15 protein-coding genes are annotated in these 23,211 nt (G+C 70.1%); 9 read left to right on the plus strand and 6 right to left on the minus strand.

Annotated elements, in window-relative coordinates; all coding sequences use genetic code 11:
• Positions 1-172 precede the first annotated feature (172 nt).
• A complete protein-coding gene (mobF, locus tag OM076_RS13330) occupies positions 173-2,878 on the minus strand; it encodes a MobF family relaxase (RefSeq protein WP_270040459.1) in 2,706 nt (901 codons plus the stop codon).
• 418 nt (positions 2,879-3,296) lie between these two features.
• Between mobF and OM076_RS13335 the strand changes: the two genes are divergently transcribed.
• Positions 3,297-3,599 (plus strand): transposase, encoded by a 303-nt coding sequence (locus OM076_RS13335; RefSeq protein WP_270040460.1) that lies wholly within the window; start codon positions 3,297-3,299, stop codon positions 3,597-3,599.
• Between the two features lie 170 nt (positions 3,600-3,769).
• Here OM076_RS13335 and OM076_RS46035 read toward each other — a convergent pair whose 3' ends face one another.
• On the minus strand, positions 3,770-6,535 hold the full coding sequence (locus OM076_RS46035; protein WP_270040461.1) for a PASTA domain-containing protein: 2,766 nt from the start codon (positions 6,533-6,535) through the stop codon (positions 3,770-3,772).
• Between the two features lie 414 nt (positions 6,536-6,949).
• On the opposite strand from OM076_RS46035, the gene OM076_RS13345 reads away from it, so the two are divergent.
• On the plus strand, positions 6,950-9,271 hold the full coding sequence (locus tag OM076_RS13345) for a serine/threonine-protein kinase (RefSeq protein WP_270040462.1): 2,322 nt from the start codon (positions 6,950-6,952) through the stop codon (positions 9,269-9,271).
• On the opposite strand, the gene OM076_RS13350 is transcribed toward OM076_RS13345, so the two are convergent.
• Together OM076_RS13350 and OM076_RS46835 are read right to left on the minus strand one after the other, a co-directional pair.
• A complete protein-coding gene (locus OM076_RS13350) occupies positions 9,268-10,245 on the minus strand; it encodes a hypothetical protein (protein ID WP_270040463.1) in 978 nt (325 codons plus the stop codon). The genes OM076_RS13345 and OM076_RS13350 overlap by 4 nt on opposite strands.
• Positions 10,242-12,317 carry a thrombospondin type 3 repeat-containing protein gene (locus OM076_RS46835; protein ID WP_270040465.1) on the minus strand — a complete coding sequence of 692 codons (2,076 nt, stop codon included), beginning with the start codon at positions 12,315-12,317 and terminating at the stop codon, positions 10,242-10,244. Before OM076_RS46835 ends, OM076_RS13350 begins: the two co-directional genes overlap by 4 nt.
• 288 nt (positions 12,318-12,605) lie before the next feature.
• Here OM076_RS46835 and OM076_RS13360 point away from each other — a divergent pair, with 288 nt between their 5' ends.
• The gene (locus OM076_RS13360) at positions 12,606-15,338 is read left to right on the plus strand and encodes a VWA domain-containing protein (protein WP_270040466.1); all 2,733 of its coding nucleotides are present in this window, start codon (positions 12,606-12,608) and stop codon (positions 15,336-15,338) included.
• A 28-nt stretch (positions 15,339-15,366) separates the two neighbouring features.
• Here the strand turns inward: OM076_RS13360 and OM076_RS13365 are convergent, their stop codons facing one another.
• Complete coding sequence (locus OM076_RS13365; RefSeq protein WP_270040467.1) at positions 15,367-16,047, minus strand: toxin-antitoxin system YwqK family antitoxin; 681 nt, start codon at positions 16,045-16,047, stop codon at positions 15,367-15,369.
• Positions 16,048-16,056: 9 nt separating this feature from the next.
• Entirely contained in the window at positions 16,057-17,133 is a 1,077-nt protein-coding gene (locus OM076_RS13370) for a hypothetical protein (protein WP_270040469.1), read from the minus strand.
• Between the two features lie 271 nt (positions 17,134-17,404).
• Between OM076_RS13370 and OM076_RS13375 the strand changes: the two genes are divergently transcribed.
• From OM076_RS13375 to OM076_RS13400, 6 genes are all read left to right on the plus strand, one after another.
• Complete coding sequence (locus tag OM076_RS13375) at positions 17,405-18,988, plus strand: radical SAM protein (RefSeq protein ID WP_270040471.1); 1,584 nt, start codon at positions 17,405-17,407, stop codon at positions 18,986-18,988.
• Between the two features lies 1 nt (position 18,989).
• A complete protein-coding gene (locus OM076_RS13380; RefSeq protein WP_270040473.1) occupies positions 18,990-20,057 on the plus strand; it encodes a radical SAM protein in 1,068 nt (355 codons plus the stop codon).
• Positions 20,058-20,103: 46 nt separating this feature from the next.
• Positions 20,104-20,337 (plus strand): hypothetical protein, encoded by a 234-nt coding sequence (locus tag OM076_RS13385; RefSeq protein ID WP_270040474.1) that lies wholly within the window; start codon positions 20,104-20,106, stop codon positions 20,335-20,337.
• A gap of 77 nt (positions 20,338-20,414) precedes the next feature.
• The gene (locus tag OM076_RS13390) at positions 20,415-22,010 is read left to right on the plus strand and encodes a S8 family peptidase (RefSeq protein WP_270040475.1); all 1,596 of its coding nucleotides are present in this window, start codon (positions 20,415-20,417) and stop codon (positions 22,008-22,010) included.
• Positions 22,011-22,021: 11 nt separating this feature from the next.
• Positions 22,022-22,306 (plus strand): hypothetical protein, encoded by a 285-nt coding sequence (locus OM076_RS13395; protein ID WP_270040476.1) that lies wholly within the window; start codon positions 22,022-22,024, stop codon positions 22,304-22,306.
• A 20-nt stretch (positions 22,307-22,326) separates the two neighbouring features.
• Positions 22,327-23,211 (plus strand): RiPP maturation radical SAM C-methyltransferase (locus OM076_RS13400; protein ID WP_270040477.1); only part of this gene is annotated, 885 nt, incomplete at its 3' end.

Raw genomic sequence — 23,211 nt, forward strand, 5'->3', positions numbered from 1 at the left:
TGGATATCTTCGTGCGCGCCTGACGCCGGTGCCGGTTGCTCCGAGACGTGACGCGGGCGCCGATCCGATCTCCCTCGTCACACAGTCGTCATGCTTGCGGAAGTGCGATGGCCCCGTCGCGACGCTGCTCGGCGAGGCCGTGCGTCTCAAGTGGCCCGCCACGCCGAGCCCGTCACCGCTCGATCGACTGATCCTGCTCGCGATCCCGCCGGAGGCTTCGCCGCCACCGACGCGTCCGATCGGGCTTCGTCGATTCTCGATCCTTGGGTTCGCCGACTGGGACTTGGCCGTCACGTTCGACATCCAGAGCCATCTGCTGGCGGCGGCTTTGGCGGAGCGTTCCAAGCAGATCGGCCTCGGGCGCAGACCGGACCCGCGGAGCGATCTCGTCGCGGATCCGAAGTGCGTCGCCGACCATGTAGAGCCGGTTGGTGGCTCGCCCACGGCTCATCGCGGTGTATGCCCACTCCCGGTACAGCTCGTCGGACGCGAGCACGAATGCTCGGTCCGTCGTCAGTCCCTGTGCGACGTGGCCGGTGACCGCGTAGCCGTGCGCGACGACTGGGTCGCCGTGGTTCGTGAAACGAGAGAGGTACTCGTCGTCGAGTTCGACGACGCGGCCCCCGACATCGACCTGGAGGCTGCCATGGCCCACTGCAACAACAGTGCCGCGGTCGCCGTTGGTCACGCCGCGACGGGGGTCGTTGAGCCGAAGGACAACGACGTCGCCGGCGCTGATGGATTCCTCGCCGCAGAACAGCTCCTCGCCGTGCAGGCGACCTGCGTCGCGCATCGCGATCCGCGCGAGACGGTTCAGGGTGCGGACGTCGGTTCGACGGAGCGCGATCATGATCCCGCCGTTCGGACCCCCGCTCGACCACCAGTCCGCTACAAGACGCTCGCCGAGCCGGTGCGCATCGGGAGCGACGACAATGCGCTCTTGGCGCTTGTACTCCGCGAGTGCTTTCTCGACGTCGCCGTGGCGCAGCTCGCGCAACGCCTCTTGCTCCCATGGTGCGTGTTGGCGGCGGTTGTCCTTGAGGCCGATGTAGGGCAGGCGGATCGCGAGGCCACGGAAGCAGCCGCCCGCCTCGAGCTCGGGAAGTTGGCGATGGTCGCCCGTCAGCACGAGCTTCGCCCCGACGGCGGTCGTATGGCGCAGTAGCTCGGCGAGCTGGCGGGTCGCGAGCATGCCTGCTTCATCGATCACCAGGACCGAACCCCGCGGGAGCGGATCCGCTCCGAGTCGAAGGCGCCGCAGGAGCGCGGTGACGCTCGTCGACTGGATGCCGGCACCGTCGCTGAGCTCTCGCGCAGCACGACGAGCGACAGCAACACCTTGGACCGAAATCCCGCTCGCTTCCCAGGCGTCACGCGCAGCTGCGAGCGCGACGGTCTTGCCCGTGCCCGCCGGCCCGACGACGATTGCGACCCGATCGCCGTCGCCGACAAGGCGCTGGACCATGGTCACCTGTTCCCCAGACAGGAACGGCCGGGCGGCGAGCGCCGACTTCAACGCCTCCGGGCGAGCGATCCCGGCCGCCCCACCGACGCCCGCGAGCGCGGTCTCGATCACCTGACGCTCGACCGACAGAAGCTCGACCGTGGAGAACCGGCGATCGGTGCGAGCGAAGACCATGCGCCCGTCACGCAACCGGATCGAGGGCGCTGCCTGGCCGGCGTCGCCATCGAGCACGCGAACCGCAACCTCGGACTCCAGGAACTCCTCCGCCATTGCCTCGAACTCGCGCACGCTCACATGCGAGCCAGGCGGAACTGCCTCGCACAACGCCTGCACGACGTCGCGCGGCGCGAACGTCGACCGCCGCTGGGTAAGTCCCGTCGGGGCCGCCAGGCGTGTGAAGGCACGATCCCATTCGACCGGCGAGTCAGGCTGATGGGAACGCCGCCCGAGGACTGCCCGTAGCGCCGCGCGATCGAAGCCCAGCTGCGCGGCCCGCTCGCGCCACAGCTCCACCAGTTGCTCCGGCACGACGCCGTAGTCCTTGCGCTGGCGCGTCGACAACGTCGCCATCCGCGCCGCGGCCGCGCTCGACTCGCCACGGCGCAGCAGCTCCGCCTCGATCTCCGCCCGCCGGCGGCTGAACCCCCGCAAGACGTCCGTCGGCACGCCCTCGACATCGGCAATGCCGTTGCGCACCGGCGTCCACTCAACGCCAAGACGCTCGGACATCCGCGCCCGCAGCCGAGCTTCGTACAGGTAGCCAGCCGTCTTGGCGTGCTGGAAGATCGCTCGCCCGTCCAGCGCCGACCACCGGCCGTCGACACCCTGGACCAGATTGGCGATCAGGACATGCGTGTGCAGCTGAGGATCACCGGCGCGCGACGTGCGATGCCTAAACGCCGCCGCGATGAACCCGCTGCCCTTGATCGAAATCGACCCGCCCGCCCCGCGCCGACCGTTCGCTGCCACCCGCTCCAGATACGCGAACGCCTCGGCCACCGCCGCGTCGTGAGCGCTACGAATCGTGCGTCGCAGCGACTCATCGCCGAGCCCGAACAGCACGCTCACGCTCTTCGGCGCCGAGAACGTCACATCGAACCCCGGCACGCGGCGCACATGCGGAGCGACAAGCTCCCGCGCGCTCAACGGATCGTGCCCCTGAAGGGCGCGCGTCAACGCCTCGCGGTCGACCTCCCCCACGATCTGGAGATGCTCGCTGCCGAGCCCGAGCCAGTACCCGGAGGCCTCGGTTCCTTGGACGTAGTAGTCCTCCACCCCGCTGCCGACGCTGGTCGCGCGGTCAACGCGCCCCTGTGCCTGCTCGAGGTAGTAGCCCTCCTGGCCGACGGCCAGCTTGCCGATGGAGACCACGCCGCCCAGGCCGTCGAGGGAGCGGTTTGGGCAATCGGGCACTTCAGTGCAACTGCGTGCCCGCTGTTCGGTGGTGGTTGTGACGTGCGGCGCTACCAGCCCGATGAGGCGCGCCGCTGCATGCTTCGACGGCCTCAGACGTCGCTGGCGCGTCTATAGCAGTGAGGGACCGGAGAAGGACCTCCGGTGTGAGAGAGTCGCGGCTATCGGTGCGAAACGCCTGGAGAACGAGGCGTTAGAGGTCCGTGGCCTCACGCTCGCGTCACCTTTCTGCGCGCCCGCACCGCGCCGCAACGGTGCGCAACGGTCGCGTCGAGCTTCCCCAAGCGGGCGTAGGACTCGAGCGAGGAACCAAGCACTGAACTGCCCCGGATTTGATGGAGACCGTGAGCCATCCCGAGTTCGACGGAGGCCTTGAGGGTCGGGATGATGTCCTGGCTGGAAGGGATGCTCCGCGACGATGGTCAGACCACGAAAGTACCCAGAGGAACTGCTCGAGCGGGGTGTCCGGCTCGTGTTTGAGTCGGGTCGCCCGATCGCGCACGTGGCCAAGGACCTTGGCGTCAGTTCTGAGGTGTTGCGCAAGCGTGTGCGCCAAGCCGAGGCCGACAGTGGCACGCGGCCGGATCTGCCCACGACGGCTGAGCGTGAGGAGATCAAGAAGCTGCGGCGCGAGGTCTATGAGTTGCGGCGCGCGAACGAGATCTTGAAATCGGCGAGCGTGTATTTCGCGAAGGAGCTCGACGCAGACCGACCGAGGTGACCGCGTTCGTCGACGAGCATCGCGGCCGCTTCGGCGTCGAGCCCATCTGCCGGGTCTTGGGCGTGTCGGCGTCCGCGTATTACCAACGCGCCATCGGACAGCGCTCAACTCGAGCGGTCGAGGACGAGCGGCTGCTCGGGCGACCCTGCGGAATACAGAACATGTGCACCTCAGCCGCTGGTCGGGGTTTCGGGGGCATAGCTCGGGTCGTTGGCCTTCGCGGCGACGTGCGTCGTCCGGTCCGGATGGCGCGGATCCACGCGCACGAGGGCGCCCTGGGACTCGAGGCAGCCCCGGTCGGCCTGGGTGAGCGCCAGCTCGAGTGAGTCGCCGCGCCACGCCAGCTTGCACGCTCGCAGGCCGGTCCGCTTGGCGCGCTCGAGGCCGAGGTCGTCGGCGTCGGTGAGCCAGAGCCGGTACTCGTCCGAGCCGAAGCGGACCGCGGCGGAGAGGCGCTTGCCGTCAGGTGAGAGTGCGACGTCGGCCACGTCGCGGTCGGTGCCGGTGACATCGCTCATGAACTCGCCGGCGCTCCAGTCGCCGGCGTTGGAGGAGAACGGGCGCGCGGTAGTCCAGCGGACGATGCCCGAGGTGGGAGAGCCCGCGCGTCGACCGACGGCCAGGATCGAACGCCCGTCGGGCGCCCAGTGCATCGCGAGAGCGAGCTCGAAGGACGGCTCGAGCTTGCAGCTCGGGACGCCGCGCTCGCCGGCGGTGAGCAGGCACAGGTCCGTGTCACCGGCAGGGCCGCGGGCGGCAGCGATAACGTCACCGCGCGGCGACCACGCGAGGTTGCTGAAGTCCGACCCGGGTGTCAGCGCGCGCGGCCGCTGGCCCAGGCGGGCGGTGTCGGCGATGCGAACCCGTCCATCGGAGACGTAGGCGACGCGTGTGGCATCGGGTGCCCACGTGGGATCCGCCTCCTCCGGCGCGCCCGCGGCGACGGCCCCGAGTCGCTTGCCGGTCGCGCCGTCGACCAGGAGCACGTCGTCGCCGTCGGAGAACGTGATCCGCGGAATCCCGGCGGAGACGATCACTCGGACCTCGCGGCCTCTGGCGGCCGTGGTACCCGCGGCCGGCCGTGTGGCGACGACGTGATCGCGCGGCGCCTCGTCGAAGACGCGTTGCACCACGGGAACGAGTGCGAGGTCCGAGAGGCGCTTGGCGTAGCCGGAGGGCGTCGCGCCGCCGGCGGCGGGGATGACGACCGCCGCAGCGTTCTTGGTGCCGCCGTCCCCCATCGGCGGATCGCCGGGTGGAGTTGCGGGCTTGCCTGAGGAGTTCTGGCCGCCGTCGGGCTTCGGCGCGTAGAACAGGCTGATGGGCGCGCCGGCCTTGACCGTCTCGCCGGCGGCCGGGATCTGGCTCTTGATGTTCGCGTCCGGGTCGACCGGCTGCGGCGAGGCCGGACCCAGCGTGAGCTCACGGGCGCGGAGGAGCTTGTCCGCCTCCGCCGCCGTCCGGCCGGAGACGTCGGGCACCTTGACGTGCCCGCTGCCGACCGCCACGAGGACACTGACGGCGCTGGCCCGTGGTGCTTCGACGCCGCTGTCCGGAGCCTGCCGGAGCACCGAGCCGGGCGGGACGGTGTCGTCGATCTGCGTCTTCGTCTCCGGGTCGAGCCGCAGCCCCGACTCGATCAGGCGCGCCTGCGCGTCGAACGTCGACTTCGCGCCCACGACCTTCGGGACGAGCACCGTCTGCGGCTGGCTGCGCAGCAGCAGGAAGAGCAGCAGGAGCAAGAGCAGTAGCAGCGGGATCAGCCACCACGGCAGCCACGGCTTCTGCTTGAAGACGCCCTGCGTGGGCATCAGCGGCGCGGTCGGCGTGCTCGAGCCGCCGCGGCCTGGAAGCTTGAGCTGGCCCGGCTTGAGCTGCGACGCGTTCATCGACTTCATCTGCGGGCCCTGGAACTGCGGCTGCTGCAGCTTCGGCATCCGCACCTGCAGGCCGCCCGGGCCCATGCTCACGTCCGGCGGGTACAGCTGCGGCTTGAAGACCCGCGGGGGATACATCCCTGGGACCTGCGGCGCGCCGCGCTTGTACCACTTCTTCTTCACCGGCGGCCCGGCCTGCAAGAGCACGTCGGCGCCGACGACCTGATCGGCGGCGCGCTCGGCCGCCTCATCACCGGTGATCGTCTTGACCTCCAGCCGCCAATCGCGACCGCGGCCGATCCAGATCTGCTTGGGCGGGCGGACCTGCATCTGCGACACGATCGCCGCACCGGCCGGGATCTCCGACGGCGGCCGATTGAAGCCGAACTTCAGCTCGGCGTCCTCGTCCTCGCCCTCCAGCGCGATCAGCACCGGCGCGTTGGCCTTATTGGCGACCGTCACGTCGAACGTCACCTTGCGGCGACCCTTCTTGCGCTGCGGGCGCAGCGTCGTCGCCGTCTCGATGTAGGGCTGGACGTGCAGCGCCAGCGGCGCCGACGCCGCGACCGTCTGCATCGCCTTGGAGTCGGCGACGATCATCAGGTCCCACACCCGCGCCTCGGCCTCGGGGCCGCGCGGCGGGTGCAGGTGGATCTCGACCTCCTGCTCGTACGTGCCGCCGGCGCCGAACGGGACGAGGTAGACCGTCCCCGGATAGACCGACCACCAGTCCTGCGGCATCCCCTCCACACGGATGTCGTAGTTATCGACGATCCCGCTCTGGTTGCGGATCAGCGCCAGGACACGCTCGCGCTGGCCCGGCTCGACCGCCTGGTGCAGCGTCTCGCCCTTGGCCGGATCGCCCTCGGGCAGGCGCAGGACGACCGACACGGGCTCGCTCGGCTCCGCCGCCGCCGGCTGCTCCGGCACGGCGGAGCGCACGAGCGTCTTGGGCAACGGTGGAGGGGCGGTCGCGCCGGGTTGACCGGGCGGGGCAGGCGAGACGGCCGCCGGGGGCGAGGCGGCGCCCTGGCCGGCCTGCGGCGACTCGACGATCACCGCACGCAGCTCGGTCGTCGCTTCCCAGCGGAGGTATTCCCCGCAGTCGCAGAAGTCTCGCTCCGGCGGGTGCTCTCTTCCGCATGTCTGACACGATCTCATCGCAGCCATCGGCGCACTCCGGCAAGCAGTCTTCAGCGCTGGAGACTCCCTGTCGAGCCCGCGTCGTCCGGCGAGGCGCCGGCGACGAAACCGTTCTCCGGCGAACCCATCGAGCCGAGCGATCCGCGGCTTCCTTGCCGGCCGGACCGACACGACGGTTTACCTCGGGCCGGTTTGTTGTCAGCCGGACATTCACCGAGGCCTCGGCTCGGACCCGCCGTTGCCTGGAGTCCCTGGCGCCGGTACAACTGCGCATGACTTGAGTGATAAGGCCTGCTCGCGCGCGATGAGCCGGCTGGAAGGGACGCGGAAATGGCTGAGGCGACGAAGACGGTCGGCCGCTATGAGATCGTCCGGGAGGTGGGTCGCGGCGGCATGGCGACGGTCTACCTCGCATGGCAGACCGACCTGGATCGCTTCGTGGCGCTCAAGGAGCTCGGCGCGTTCCACGCGTCGGACCCGTCCTTCGCCCAGCGCTTCCTGCGCGAGTCGCGCGTCGCCGGCTCGCTCTCGCACCCGAACATCGTGACGGTGCACGACTACTTCGAGCACGACGGCACGCCCTACATCGCGATGGAGTACATCGAGCGCGGCTCGCTGCGCCCGTACGTCGGGCGGATGAACCTCGCGCAGATCGGCGGGGTGCTCGAGGGCCTGCTCGCCGGTCTCACCCACGCCGAAGCGCACGGGATCGTCCACCGCGACCTCAAGCCCGAGAACCTGATGGTCACGGCCGAAGGGCGCGTGAAGATCGCCGACTTCGGCATCGCCAAGGCGACCACGAAGATGCAGACGGGCGCGTTCTTGACCGCGACCGGCACGACCGTGGGCACGCCGACCTACATGGCGCCCGAGCAGGCGATGGCGCAGGACATCGGCCCCTGGACCGACCTGTACTCGGTCGGCTGTATGGCCTTCGAGCACTTCACGGGCAACGTCCCGTTCCACGACTCCGACACGCCGATCGCGATCCTGCTGCGCCACGCCAACGAAGAGATTCCGCCCGTGACGTCGCTGCAACCCGACGTCGACCCTCGCATCTCGGACTGGATTCAGAAACTGCTGGTCAAGGCGCCCCAGCAACGTACGCAAGGCGCGCAGGCGGCCTGGGACGACTTCGAGGACGTGCTGCTCAGCCTACACGGGCCACGATGGCGGCGCGACGCGCGGCTGCCGGAGCCATCGGACCAGACGGGATCGTCCACCGCGGCGCCCGCGACGGACGAGGCGTCGTACAAGTCGTTCGTGGCCGGCGAGGCGGCCGCGCCACCGATGTACACGCCACCGCCTTCGGACGCGGCCGCGCCGCTGGAGGAGCCCGCGGTCGGCCCACCGACCCCGGCGCCCGCCGACCCCGGGCATGGCGCACCGGACGACCGGTCGCCCGAATCCTCGACCGGGGAGCCGGAGCCGGAGCCGGAGCCGGAGCCGGAGCCAGAGCGCGCCGGCGGCGAGAACACCACCGCCGCGCCCACCGGTCGGCCCGTCGAAACCGACTCGCGCAACGAGCTGCCGACCGTAGGGCGACGGTCCCGCGGGAGACGAGCGCTGCTGCTGCCGGCCGCACTCGTCGCCGGCGTCGTCGTCTGCGGCATCGTCGCGGCGACCATCTTCGACGGCGGTGGCGGTGGCGGTGGCGGTGACCCGACGCCGACGCCGACGGCGGCCGGCACCCAGACCGCCGCCGCCGCGGGAATGTCGCTCGAGGTCCCGGCCGATTGGCGCTCGACGAGTGACACCGTCGTGCCCGGCCTCGCGCCGGGAGCGGCGACACGCAGCGGCTCGACAGGCTCCGCGGTCACCTTCGGCAAGGCCGGCGAGTCCGCGGCCAACGCCTCTCTTCTGGCGGACGACCTGCGCCAGGTGGCCGGCGACGATCCGTCGATGACGTCCGTTGACCTCGCCGATGGAACCCAGGCGCGCCGCTACGCCGATCTCGACCTCGGCGGTGCGCGGCCCGCGATCGTCTACGCGGTGCCCACCACCGAGGGCGTGGCAACGCTCGTGTGCACGGCCCCCGCCCGGACGTGCGACCAGATCGCCTCGACGCTGCGCATCACCGACGGCTCGGCCTTCACCGTCGGGCCGAGTGAGACCTACGCCGAGCAGCTCACCGACACCCTCGCAACCCTTCACACACGCGCCTCGCACGCGGCGGCCGATCTGCGCGCCGCCCGTCAGCGCACGACCCAGGTGACGGCCACCGAGCGCCTTTCGGCCGCGTACTCGAACGCTGCCCGGACGCTCGGCCGGCTCGACCTCAGCCCGGCCGACCTGCAGGCCAACACACGCTTGACCGGGGCGCTGGAGCGCACGGCAGAGGCCTACGGCCGGGCCGCCCGGAACGGTGCGCGCAAGGATCGCGCCGGGTTCAGGCGCGAGGGTGGCCGCGCCGAGGCGGCGCACGCGCGCATCGACGACGCGCTGTCGCTACTGACCACGGCGGGGTACGACCTACCAGCGATCCGCGCCGTCGCACTCCCTCCCCTGCTCGAGGATCCGGCACCGGCCACGCCGACTCCGACCGCCACGCAGACCGCGATCCCGACCGCAACCCCGACTCAAGGCGGCGGTGGCGGCGGCGGTGGTGGGGGCGGCGGCGGCGGTGGGGGCGGCGGCGGGGGCGGCGGCTAGCGGCAACTCTTTCGCAACGCTTTCGAACCGGGGTAGAAGCAGCGCTCGGTGCGGGTGACGGAGCCGCGTTCGACGTCGAAGCGGAAAAGTTGTCCGATCGCGCCGAACCGGTAGCGGTCTGACTTGCCGGTCGCCGGCCGGGTCACGCGGACTTCGAATCGGGCGCCCGCGGGCAGCGTCCGCCCGGCGATGCTCGTGAAGGTCAGCTTGCCCGGTTTGAGGGTCTGGCGGACATCGCAGCGACGGGTGCACCGCAGCGTCAGCTGCGCGCCCTTGGGCACCTTGCTCATCCGAACACTCGTCATCCGGACGCCGTCGGCGGTATCTCTGAACGCGAAGTTCGCGCGGCTGTTCAGCGCGGGCAGGCATCCACCCGCGGCTTTGACGCCCTGCCGCTTCGGGCACTCGTCCAACGCGTCGAAGATTCCGTCCTGGTCGGCATCGGGGAAGAAGTCGAACGTGACCTGGAGCGGGCCCCCGACCGGGCCGGCCCCGCGATCGACGCCTCCGATCTGCACGGTGTAGCTCCGGCGCGGCTCGAGATTGGCGAGAAACACGTCCTCCGTGGTCCCCCGCTCATCCGTACAGCCGAGCTCGTCGGCGATCGCGTCGCTGTCCGGGTCGTACTCGTAGAGCGCGATGATCACGTCGGTCCCGGCCGTCTGGACCTCGACGCGGCCGTGAACGTCGAGCTTGAGGTCGTACCAGACCGTCTTGCCGAAGGGGACGCCATTGCACGTCGTCCGCTCCGGCCCTCCCCCCGCTGGTCCGCCGGGCACGAACAGGTCAGGTTGCGTCGTCGCCTCGGTCAGGTCCAGGAGATCGCGGACGGCCTCGCGCGACGGCGTGAAGGGCTCGACGATGCGCGTCGACGCCAGGTAGTCGTCGTTCACCGGCCGGGCCCCGAACGCGGGAGCGGCCGTGGCGACCCCGAAGGTGGCCGTGACGAGGGCGAACAGAGCGAGGCGACTCATCGGATGGCTCCCTTCGAACTGGCGTCCGCACGTTCGTTTCGCGCCAGATAGCTGTCGCCGGCGCGTACGAGGTACGTCTTCTTCTTGCCCTTGTCGCGTACGGCGACGCTGCCGCGTGCCACGGTGGTCTTCGTTCCCGAGCACTGCTCCTCGGTGAGCCACACCGTGCCGCGCACGGTCGACGCGCTGCGCCGCCCGAGCACGCGGAACCGACCCGTCGCGTCGCCGCGCAACTTGCGATACACGCCCTTCTTCCCGGGCCTGCGCTTCCCGTTCTGGCGACACGACGACGAGAACGCCGCACCCCGCACCGTCAGATCCGTGGTCTGCTCGTCCGCCCGGTCGGCCTTGATCTGCGAGATCTGGAAGCTGCCCTCCGAGAACGTGCCGACATGCGTGCGCCCGTTCCCCGCCGAGGCGGTGATCACGACCGAGCCCCGCGTGGCGTCGATGACGGACCCCATCGGAACCGACTCGGCACCCTCCAACGGGACGAGTCCGGCGCCCTTGTCGATCAGCACCGTGCCCTGCGTGACGCGAGCGCTTCCCGTCCGGCCGACCATCGGCTCCAGCCGGCCGTTGCTCTCGTCGCAGGCGTCGCCGATGCCGTCGCCGTCGAAGTCCTCCTGCGCCGGATTGGCCCGCTCCACGCAGTTGTCAACGGGATCCGGCACGCCATCGAAGTCCCGGTCGCTCCGGAACACGATGGGATCGCAGGCGTCGCCCGGGCCGTCGCCGTCCGTGTCTCGCTGGTCGAGATTGGCGACGCTCGCGCAGTTGTCGGTCACGTCAGGGAGGCCGTCGCCGTCGGAATCCAGCGGTGGCGGTGGCGGTGGCGGTGGCGGTGGCGGTGAGAGCCAGTCACGGCTTGCCGTGGCCCGCGGCTCGGCCGGCTCACAATCGCCGTTGCCGCTGTTGTCCAGGCAGACCGTGATGATGTCGGCGCCCGCCGTCTCGCCGGTGTAGGTCCGGTTCGCCTGGCCACTCGGCCCGGTCGTCACGGCGACAGGAGACAGGGAGTGAGCGCCGGCGACCTTGAACACCAGCGGAGCGCCGGGAACCGGCCGCGTGCTCGTATCGCGGACCTCGGCGGTCACGGTGTGGTTGCTGCCGACGACGCCGCTGGTCGACCCCGGAGTCAGCGTCAGGGCAGGCGCGATGACGACCCGGCCGCCGACGCCGCGGAAGCCGGCGATGAACGTATGCGGCTGCCCGGCGGCGTTCGGCTGCCCGTACGAGAACAGCTCCGCCCCGACCGCGCTCGTCGCCGCGTTGGCCGCGGCCTCGTTGGCGGCGGCGCCGTAGAAGAAGGTGAACGACTTGCTCTGTCCCGGGCCGAAGCTGCCGAAGGCGAAGTCGAACAGCGCGCCGTGATCCGCCGGACCGCTGTCGACGACGTCGGCGTCGACGGTCCCCGGGGCCACCGGCACGCGCGGATTGTCGGCACCGGGATTTGCCGGGTTCGGTGCACCGGGGTTGCCCGGGTCGGGGTCGAGCGGGAGTGGATTCGCCTGGCCGTTGTCGTTCGAGTGGCGCAGCGCCGCCGTCACCGGCACTCCCCCGGGCCGGGCCGCTCCCCGGATCGTGACGAGATCGCCCGCCGGGTTGATGTCCCAATCCATCGCCCGCGTGTAGCGCACGTCCGGAAACGCGGCCGGGCTGATGTTCTGAAGCGTCACCCTGATCTGGTACAGGTTCGGGGTGCTCGGCGACGGGCCGACCTCGTGGGTCACGCGCAGGCGGCCGTCGATGCTGGTCACCGATGTGGCCCGTGAGGCGTCCGCGGAGAAGCTCACCAGGTCGACGTTGAGCACGCCGAAGTTCAGATCGGCGGCGCCCTGGAAGCTGGCTGCCCCGCTGGCGACCGCTGCGCCCCACCCTTCGCACGCGCATCCCGGCGCGAGCGCGTCGAGTCCCGTCGGAAGGAACCGCAGCCCGACCGCGCCGAAGATCAGGCTCCCGTGGTCGTTGACGCCGAGCGAGACGGTGCCGTTGCTCACCACCGCGCCCGCCAGGGCCGATGGCGCGGTGGCCGCCGAAGCGACCGAGGCCGCGAGTGTCACGAGGGCCATCCGGGCGACGCGATGACCGCCCGACCAGCGTCCGTGCGCGCGGCGCGGGTCCGTTGCACGCTTCAGGTTCATCTCGGCTTCCGCAGCCCATAGACGAACCTCCGAGCTGCCACCCCCGACCCTGTCCGCAGACGCTCCACTTGTCAAGGTCCGCAGCGCGGTGGAGAGATCGCGGCGGGCGTCCCGTTGTCAGGGCACGGACGTATGGAGCCCTCAACCGAAGTAGAACTCCTGCACACTGGAAAGTTGCCTTGACCGTCACCTCCCGCGAGTGGTTGAGTCGATGCCATGCCGGTGCGAGCCAGTCTCGCGAGAAACGCGGCCGTCGCGATCGCGGCGATCGCAGCGTCGTTGGTCGTCACGTCCGCGGTGCGGGGCTACGGCACCCTCACCAGTGGCGGAGAGCGTGCAGAGCACCAGCGCATCACCCGTGCGGCACTCGCGTGCCCGGGCGCGACCGAAGTAGCGTGCTTCGAGCCGAGCTCGATCCTCAGCCTCGCCGGCGGCGGCACGGCCGGGGCGGTGGCGGCCCCGGACCTCGATGAGCTGACGACAGCCACGGCGCATTGCCACGACGCCGACTTCGTGCCCGGCGGCTACCCCCGAACACGCCTTGACGCCACCGCGAGCCTCCACGCGTGCCGGGAATACGCCCGGCAAAGGTTCCTCGCCGCGGTCGCGGCGGCGGACGAGCTGCTCGACAGCGAGGGCCGGATCATTCCGAGCGAGGTCGCCCTCTCCACTCCGTGCGACTTCGCCGCCCCCGCTCCGACGCGCGCCAAATGCGACGTGCTCGAGCACCTCGGGCGCGCACTCCACGCCACGCAGGACTTCTACGCCCACAGCAATTGGACGGACGAGCCGCACGCGCCCCCGCAGAACGTCAACAACCCCGTCGGGCTCAACCAGACCGTTCCGGCGGACGTGATGTCACTCCGGTCCTCAGCGCCCGCCGCGATCCCGGACGCCCTGACGACGGGCTGCGAGATCACGACGCAGACGGACCCGAGCTTCGCCTGCCAGGGCCGCGTCCGCCATACGACCTCCATGCCATACATGGGCCTCAACAAGGACCGCGGGCTGATCAACCCGAGCACGGGCTCGACGTCTGACCCGACGACCGATCGAGGCCAGGTCGGCGACAACTTCGGCCGTGCGGTGACCGCGGCGATCGCCGACACCCAGAGGCAGTGGAAGGAGCTGGCGGAGGTGCTGATAAGCCCGCCGCCCGAGGGCTACGGCGCACGCCAGGGCAAGCTCATGATCTGCGCTCTGCGACGTGACGACCCGGTCGCCGCCTGCAGTGGGCGGAGGATCGCGATCGTCATCGACAGCTCGGGCTCCAACCTGGACACGGACCCGGCGAACCTGCGCATCGCGGCCGGGCAGGAGCTCAACCAGCGGCTGATCCCCGCGAGCGATTCGACCAGTGGCTCGCAGCCGGACCTCAGCGCGGTCGTGGACTTCGACAACGCCGTGCGACTGGTCTCACCCCTCGCCGACCCGCCCCTCGCCAGCTTCGCGGGAATCGACTCCTCCGGCGGTACCGACATCGGCGCGGGCGTCAATCAGGCGATCGCCGAGCTCACCAAGGATCCGGCGCTACCCGCCAACGAGCGCAGTGGCATCGTCGTGCTGACGGACGGGCTCGACAACGGCAACTCCCTGCTCACGGCGCTCGACCACGCGGCGACGCTCGGGATTCGTGTCAACTTCGGGTTCCTCTCACCCCCGGGCGTGCCCGTGAATCCAGGCCGTGCGAGGGCCGCCCAGGCGCAGTTCACGCCGTCGCCCGAGCTCGTGGCGGCGATCGCGGCGACGGGCGGGACCTACAGTCGCATCTTCTCCGCCGAGTCCCAGCGGACCTTCATCGACCTCGTGCTGCAGACCGGTCTCACCGACCTCGACGACCCCAACGGAGCACGGTCCGGCGGACCGCTGGAGCTCGGCGTGACCAGCGCGGGCGTCACCGGCCGCAAGGGTGACGTCATCACGCACCAGTACACGACGCGCCCGTGGCGGCTGGTGACCTTGACGGTCCGGGCGCTGTCCCAGCAGCCTCTGCAGCTCAGTGTGCGCGACGTGCGCAGCGGCCGGGCGCTCGACTCCGAAGCGACGGGCACCGACGACGCCGCGGCGTTCAGGACCCGTTCCCTCGGTGGGGACCTGGACGTCGACGTCACCGCCGTACAGGGCGCCGGGGCGTACGAGCTCTCGGTCCAGGAGGAGGGGAAGGACCTCCTCGGAACACCCGGACGCGACCAGCTGCGCTGTGGCAGCGAGCCGACCTACGTCGAAGCGGGAAACGGCGACGACGCGGTCACGTGCGGCCCGGCGCCCGATTCCCTGCTCGGCGGCCGCGGGGCGGATCGGTTGCGCGCCGGCGCCGGCGACGACCTCGTCATCATCCACCGCAGTGACCTGCTGCTCGGCACCGAGCAGGTGGATGGCGGAGACGGGAACGACACCGCGCTGTTCCTCTATGAGCGCCCGCCGGGCGTGCGCTGCAGCAAGGGAACGACGTCGATCGTCCGCCTGTCGCGACGCGCGGCCTTCCGGCTGCGAAGCATCGAGAAGGTACTGTTCGCCTATCGGCCGTGCTCCGCTCCGCGGATCGTCGCGGTGAAGCCGCCGCGGGCGGACGCTCCGCCCATCCCGGCGCCCACCCCCGGGAAGCCGCCGAAACCCCGCCTGCGCGTGACCTACAACGTCCATCGGCCCGCCACCGTGCGCGCCATCGTGAACGTGAGCAGGGCGACGTCAGTCGTCGTCGGCGGCCACGTCAACATCACCGGGCTTCGCGTCGTGACGCTGACCTCGGCGCGGCGGCAGACGGAGGGACGCGCCACGCTCAGCCTCTCGCTCCGCGTCCCACCAGGCGCGGTCAGGAATGCGCTCCGGCGCGGGGTGAGGGCTCGTCTCACCGTCGCGGCGGTGACCGTCGGGTCCGGTGGCTCGTTCCGCAAGACCACGCTTCGCATCGCAGTCAGCGGGCGGTCGGCCGCCAGCGGCACGAGGTGACACCGGCCGACGGCGAGGCGCGGGAGACTCAGGGCGGGTTCAAGCAGGCGGCGACGACGGACGGGAACCGCCGGGCCGGGAAGTCGTCCTGCTCGTCGTAGGCGGGGAGCTCGAAGTCCACCGTGCGTGCCTGCTCGTAGGCGTCGCGCTCGACCTCCTGATCGAAGAGGAAGAAGCGGGGGTAGCCGGTCCGCAGGCGGCGCTCGGCGTTCCATTCGCGCAGGATGCCGTGCTCGAGGCCGGCGGCGAAGCGTGACTCGCGGTGGACGGTCTGCTGGTTCTCGTCGATCAGCCACTCCGGGCCGTGACGCTTGCCGCGGACGATCGCCCGGGCCTCGGCGAGGTAGGGCGAGCCGTCGTCACGCTGCCCGCGCCAGAGATCCCACCCGGTACCGGCGCGCATCTCGTAGCTGCCCAGCATGTCGCCGGACGGGCCCCACTGGCGCGCCACGCCATGCTCGAGGCCGTCAACATAGGGCATGGCGGAGCGCAATCGGCCGCCGTCGTCCCACTGGTACTCGGTGCCGTTGCGCAGACCCCTGCGCCGTGGTGACTCCAGCTCGAGTGAGCCGTCCTCGAAGAAGAGCCGCGCGCCGACCTGCTCGTCGCCGGCGAAGTAGTGAACCTCCTTCGGCGTCCCGGACTCGTAGCGCTCGAGCACGCGCTCCTCGGCCGAGGCGGGAATGTCTGAGACGTACTCGCCGCTCACTTCACAGACTCAGGCGGGGCACTTGTAGTCACCGTGACGGTAATAGCACTGCGGGCGGATGCACTTCTCCTTCATCTCCGGGTCGTTGTTGCAGATCTTCTCCGCCTCGAGCTTCGCGTCGCGGCAGTCCTCCACGTGGAAGTACTTCTTGTGGATCTTGCCGCCGCCGCACTTGTCGTCTCCGACGCACTTGCAGATCGCCTGCGCGCGGATCTTGCGCGCGGTTCGCGGTCCGCCGCCACCGAACGGGTTGAGTTCCTCGGCGCGTTCACGCACCCATTCGCGGGCGCCCGCTGCGCGGTCCTCGACCCATTCGGCGGCGTCACCGGCGGCGTCCTCGACGGCCTCACCGACGTCCTCGGCACGGTCGCCGACCCACTCGGCGGCGTCACCGACGGCCTCACCGACGTCCTCGGCACGGTCGCCGACCCACTCGGCGGCGTCACCGACGGCCTCACCGACGTCCTCGGCACGGTCGCCGACCCACTCGGCGGCGTCACCGACGGCCTCGCCGACATCCTGGGCACGGTCGCCCACCCACTCAGCGGCACCTCCGACGGCCTCACCCACGTCCTCGGCACGTTGCTCGAGCCAGTCGAGGGGCCCGCGGGCCGCGGTGCGGCTCGGCGCGGCACTGACCCGCACGCCGACCGCGCGCACGCAACCGCCGCCGGCACATGGCGTGTCGCGCCGCCGAGCCGCCTCGGCCATCCCGAGCGAGAGCTCGTGATCGCCCTGCGCCTCGGCGCTGCGGGCGATGCTCGCTCCCGGCGCGCCGTCGGCGAGCGCCATGCGCGTGACGATCGCCCGGTGGACCTCGCCGTCGCTCGATCCCTTGGCTTTCATCCGCCGCGACAGGCACTTCGAGCACTCCCCGCCGGGCAGGATGGTGCCGCCGCATGCGCAGCGGCCGCCGGCGGCGGCGCCGCCACGCCCGCGCTGTGGCCGGCGCGAGATCGCCTGAGCGAGCGACTGATTGCCGATCCTCGCGAGCGACTCCAGTCCAGTGCCCGTCGTCCCGGGAGGGCTGAGGGCCGGCATCTCGGTCCGCTGGGCACCATCGACCTGCGATCCAAAGTCCGGCATGAGCAACAGGGTGATCCGCCACTCCGGAACGGTCAAGCAATCGGGCGCGTTGGCCAGATGAACATTCTCCGGTGTGCCTTTCTCGGTCGCCGCATCGAGACGGCGCGATCGGCGCCGTGCCGGCGAGGGCGGGATTGTCCGCACACGAACACACCCTGTTTTGGAGGCTTGCACGCCGGATTGATGTGTCTAGCTGCAAACCCAGACCATTGGACTAAGTGTGCCCTTTGGTGCATCGCACCCTCGTTCACCACTGGTAGGACTCCGACACATGAGGAGGCAGAAGAACCCTGAGTCCTTCGCCATTCCCGAGCCGCGCATCAGGCTCATCGCGCATGACCTGCAGCGCATGCTCACGATGGTCGAGCTGGAGAAGGACGGCCAAGTCGTCGACATCGACGGCTTTCGACTGCGCGACCTGAGTAAGTGGGTGACGCACGAGACAAACACCGCGATGAATGCGCTCACACCGATCTCAAGTGTGTGCAACAGCCGCTGCCACTTCTGCTTTGAGGAGAACGCACCCTACCCGCGCGAGCGGTCGCTGATGCCCTTGGAGGAGGCCAAGACCCGCCTGCGGTACTACTCGCCCGAGAGCGGGGCCTCGCTCTTCCCGTCGGACCGCAACCACATGGAGACGTTCATCCATCCGCAGGCGGTCGAGATCATCGAGCTCGCGCGGGAGCGCCAGCCCGGGAAGCTGTTCTGGATAACGACCAACGGCTCGCACTTCACCGAGGACAAGGTCGCTCGTCTCGCGGCGCTCAAGCCGATCATCTTCAAGCTCTCCCTCAACGTCTCAGACCCCGAGCTCAATCGCGAGCTGATGGGAACCGGCAAGCGCACGGAGACGGCGATCGAGGCGCCGCGGCTGCTGCAGAAGTACGGCATCCCGTTCATGGGCAGCACCGTCGCGTGGCCCACGCTGCCGCTGGACGCCATCGAGGAGACCGTGCGTTACCTCGAGGCCTGCGAGGCCTACGCGGTCCGGATCCGGCTCCCGTTGTCACACCGCTGGCTCAAGCACCAGCTCGACGTCGACTTCGACAGCCATTGGGAGACGGTCGCCGCGTTCGCCCAGGGCCTGCGGACCGAGCTCGAGGTACCGCTGTTCGTCGAGCCGCCGATCTACTGGGTCAACCCGATCGTCCCCGAGGTCGACGGGGTCGTGAAGAACTCCCCCGCCTACCGCGCCGGCGTCCGCCCATGCGATGTCGTCCGCGCGATCAACGGCGAGGCGATCCGCACCCGCATCCACTCCGAAGCGGTCCTGGACCGCTTGCACATGGCCGGTGAGGAGACGGTCGAGCTCCAAGTCGAACGCGGGCAGGAGCTGCTGAGCCTGCGCTTGGAGGACGCCGGCACGGACTCCGGGACGTATCCGTACAACCCCGACTACTTCTACCGCGGCGAGAACTACGGCATCTTCCACGTCGAGGACTTCCGGCTGCATCACATCCAGAAGCTCCTCGACGTGATCGAGCGCTACCAGGCGCACGACGTGCTGCTGTTCAGCTCGCGCGTCGTCATGCCCGTGTTCGAGGCGCTGGCGACGGGGATCCCGGAGTTCGCGGCGCAACTCGAGGATGTGACGCTCCACGTCGAGACCGTCGACGAGAACTCCTTCGGCGGCAACTACGGCGTGATGGACAGCCGCGTGGTCGAGGACTACGCGCGCGTGGTCAGGCGCGTGCTCGCGCGCGGGACCAAGCTCGACCTGATCCTCATCCCGGATGCCTTCGGGAGCCCATGGGGCACCGACGTCTTCGGGCACTCCTATGCCGACCTGGCGATGGACGTCGGCGTGCCGGTGGAGCGCATCGACTGGCTGATGGTCTACGGCCGGGAGGTGTGACGTGGCCACGTCGGCGCTCAAGCGACCCGAGTGGGTGGGCTACCACGAGGTCCCAGGCATCCTGCTCGTGCGGCTGATGAGCCGCTGCAACGAGAAGTGCCTGTTCTGCATGGTCGCGGACGAGATCGCCTACTCCGACGACGTGCGCTTCCAGGAGGTCGCCGACACCATTCTGCGGCAGCCGCCCGGCACGCAGATCGAGTTCTTCGGCGGCGAGCCGACGATCTACCCCCGCTTTCTCGAGCTACTCGAGATCGCGCGAACGGCCGGCTATCGCTGCTCGATCGCGTCCAACCTGCGGATCTTCCACAGCGCGTCGTTCACCGCCAAGGTGCAGGCGCTGGGCGCGGACGAGATCTATATCCGGACCAGCCTCTACGGCGACACGCCCGAGCTGCACGACTACTACACCGACGTGCCCGGGAGCCATCGCCAGACGCTGCAGGGGATCCACAACATCGTCGCCGCCGGGTTCGAGTGCCAGGTGAACATCGTCATCCTGGCCGAGAACGTCGATCGGCTCGATCGCATGGTCGACCAGGTACACGACTGGGGCGTGCACCGCGTCAAGCTCGGCAACCTGATGTCACTCGACACGTGCGGCGAGCACGGCGTCCGGCTCTCCGCCGTGCGGCCACGCCTGGCGGCGGCGATCGCCCGGGCCGAGGCGCACGGGCTCTCGGTCACGGTCGAGAAGACGCCGATCTGCGTCGCGTCGGGCCGCATCGACCTGCTCTCCACGGAGCGGATGATCTACGACAGCGACCGCGTCTACGACGACGCGGGCGCCTGCAGTGGATGCCTCGTACGACGCTGGTGCGACGGCTTCGATCCCGGCTACGTCGACCTGTTCGGATTCGACGGCATCCAGACGCTCGATCACGTGCCCGCGGCCGCGCTGCGGCGCACGCCGGCTCCGGAGCCCGAGCTGCTGAAGATGCATTGCGTCGAGATCGCCGACAACGAGCCCGACGAGGCGACGCAGCGCGAGCTCTACGAGCTCTCCCGGGTCGTGCTCGCCAAACACGGCTGCCTGGCCGTCTTCCCGCGCGAGTACGTGGCGACGTGAGAGCTCCAAACGCCATGATCAAACCAGTGGCGGGAAAGGAGGATGTATGCCGGTAGTCCGTGTCCAAGGTTCCGCTGGCGACGGCGAAGGCGAAGGCGAAGGCCTCGGCGGAGTGTCGGGCCTTGACCCGACCGTCGCCCGTGTCGCGACCAACCTCACATTGTCCGACCACATCGGCAAATTCGTCGCGGGACAGGTTGCCAACCAGTTCCAGAACGAGAACCTTGCCGACACGTTGAAGGGCAAGAACCAGATCATGATCTCCGGCTCCTGGGGCTGAGCCCCGGGAGTGGATCACCTCGGGGTCCGCGTCCGCGCGGCGCGGGCCCCCCGGCAGAGCAGACAAGGCGGCCGGCGGTGAAGTACTACGACAAGAGCAGCGATCGACACGTCACGCTGACCGAATCGCCGACGAGCTACCTGGCCATCGTCGACCACGGTGATGCCGAGTCGCTGTCGGAGCTCGCGTCGCAGCGCGTGTTCACGGTCACCGGCAGCACGAACGCCGACGGAGTCGTGATCCTCAATACCCGCTCCGACGCCGAGAGCCAGGTCGAGGTGGAGAAGGCGGTCGAGTCGCTGCGTGCGAAGGACGGTGTGCAGGCGATCGTGCCCGCGCTCGTCGACGCCGAGGGAACCCTGCGCTTCGCGCTCCCCGATCGCGTAATGGTGCAGTTCGCGAACGTGACCGCCAAGCAGGCGCGCGACATCCTGACCGGACTCGAGGCACAACCGCTGCGGGAGTTCGGCGACTCGCGGCTGTTCGAGGCCACCCCGCCGCCGGACACGTCCGTCGTGGACTTCATCGTGTCCGCGAACGCGGACCCCGCCGTCGCGTTCGCGGAGCCGGCGTACTACGGGGTCGGCGATGCCGACCTGCGAGTGGTCGTCGAGGGCGGCGAGACCGACGCCGAGGACGTCGAGACCGGCGCCTTGAGCTGGAACCTGGAGCGGATCCAGTTGCGCGCCGCCTGGGAGCGGACCACCGGCCAGGCCAAGGTCGTCGTCGCGATCGCCGACGGGATGCCGGATCTCCAGCACGAGGCGCTCGCCGCGAAGTTCCTGGGCCGTCTGGCGGACAGCCAGGTCTTCACGGCGGACCACAGCGTCTCGTCGCACGCGACCAACATCGCCGGGATCGTCGCGGGCGAGAGCGCCACCTTCACCGGCGTCGCCCCCGGGGTGCGCCTGCTCCCGCTGGTCATCAACCTCAACTCGCAGGTCTACGCCGAGCGCGCCTCGGCCCTTCGCTTTGCGGCTGACGTCGCCCGCAAAGGACGCGTCGGCCGGGTGGCGATCGATCGGCTCGTGCTGTCGTGCAGCTGGCGGACGGCAGGTGACGTCGCGACGATCAGGACGGCCATGCAGGACGCCGTCGACGCGGGCGTCCTCGTGGTCTGCTCCGCCGGCAACGACGGCAACAGCGCGCCGCACTTCCCGTCGAGCTACAGCAACGGTCCCGGCTCCCTGGCCGGTGGCGTGATCGCCGTGGCCGCCACCGACGAGACCGACCGCAAGTCCTCCTACTCGAACTTCTCGGACGCCGTCGACCTGTGCGCGCCTGGCGGGGACGGCCTACCGATCGATCAGCGCGACGTCCCGTGCACGGAGCAGGGCAACGCGTACGGGTTCTCCGCCGGAACGTCGATCGCCGTCCCCCACGTCACCGGCGTGGTCGCATTGATGCTCAGCATCGATCCGACGCTCGCCGTGGCGGACATCAAGACCAGGCTCGGGAACGCGGCGGACTCGATCGACGCGCTCAATCCTGGGTATGCGGGCGGGCTCGGCACCGGCCGGGTCAACGCCGCGCGCGCCGTGAGCGCCGTCGCGGGAAGCGACCCCGGACGACCTCCACCTCCACCACCTCCCCCACCGCCACCACCCGGACCAGGGCCGAGCGTCACGGTCACCGTCACGACCGGCCCACGGGTGTCGATCAGCGTCAGTTGAAGGAGTCCACGATGGCAGCGCAGACCACCGAGCCGCAACCCACCACGCCGCGACGGCCGCCACAGCCCGAACTCGACGACCGCGGCGACTACATCTTCCACTTCGCGATCGATCCGCGCGCCGCGCGGGGCGATCTGGACCTGCGCGAGTTCTACCGGGCCCACCTGCACGACCTGCTCGGGGTCGTCCGCTTCTATCTGGACGGCAAGCCGGTCATCGTCGACTCGTTCGCGTTCCTCAATGACCCTGAGGACGTGGTCGCGATCCTGCCCGCGCCGCCCGACCGGCGGCAGTGAGCCGTCAGACCACACCGGCTTTGCGTGTCGCGCTGGTCTGCATGCCGTTCTGTGCGGCGGACCGGCCGTCGATCCAGATCGGGCTGCTGGCGGCGATCGTGCGCGAGCACGGCTTCGAGGCCGACACGCACCATCTCAATCTCGACCTCGCAGCGCTGCTCCCGGACGCCTACGACGGGCTCTGTTCGCACACCGGCCACATGACCGGGGAGTGGCTGTTCGGCGTGGCGGCCTTCGGAGAGGACGCCGAGGCCGACGGGAGCGCCTATCTGGAGCAATTCCCGGAGGAGGTCGCCAACGCCGCGCGCGGGGGCAAGGACGCGGAGTTCCTGCTGCGGTTGCGGCGTGAGCTGTTGCCGGCGTTTGTCGAGGCGTGCGCGGAGGGGGTCGATTGGGGCGCCTATGACGTGGTCGGGTTCACCTCGACCTTTCAGCAGAACGTCGCGTCGCTGGCGCTGGCGCGGCGCATCAAGACACGCTTTCCGGCGGTGCGGATCGTCTTTGGCGGGGCCAACATGGAAGACGAGATGGGCCCCGAGTACGCGCGCGTGTTCGAGTTCGTGGACTGCGTCGTGGTCGGCGAGGCCGACCGCGCGTTCGTGAGCTGGCTGCGCGCCGTCGCCGCCGGCGAATCGGGCTGTGGCATCGCCGGCATCGTCTGCCGAGACCACGCCGGCCAACTGATCTGCGCCGGCCAAGCCCCACCCGTGCAGCTCCTGGACCCGCTGCCGACCCCGGACTACCACGAGTACTTCGAGCGCGTCGGCCGCTTGCAGCTGACCGGTCACGAACGCGTCGGCCGGACCGTCCCGTTCGAGAGCTCGCGCGGGTGCTGGTGGGGGGAGAAGCACCACTGCACGTTCTGCGGGCTCAACGGGCTCGGGATGGGGTTTCGCTCCAAGAGC

The organism is Solirubrobacter ginsenosidimutans, from assembly GCF_027587205.1.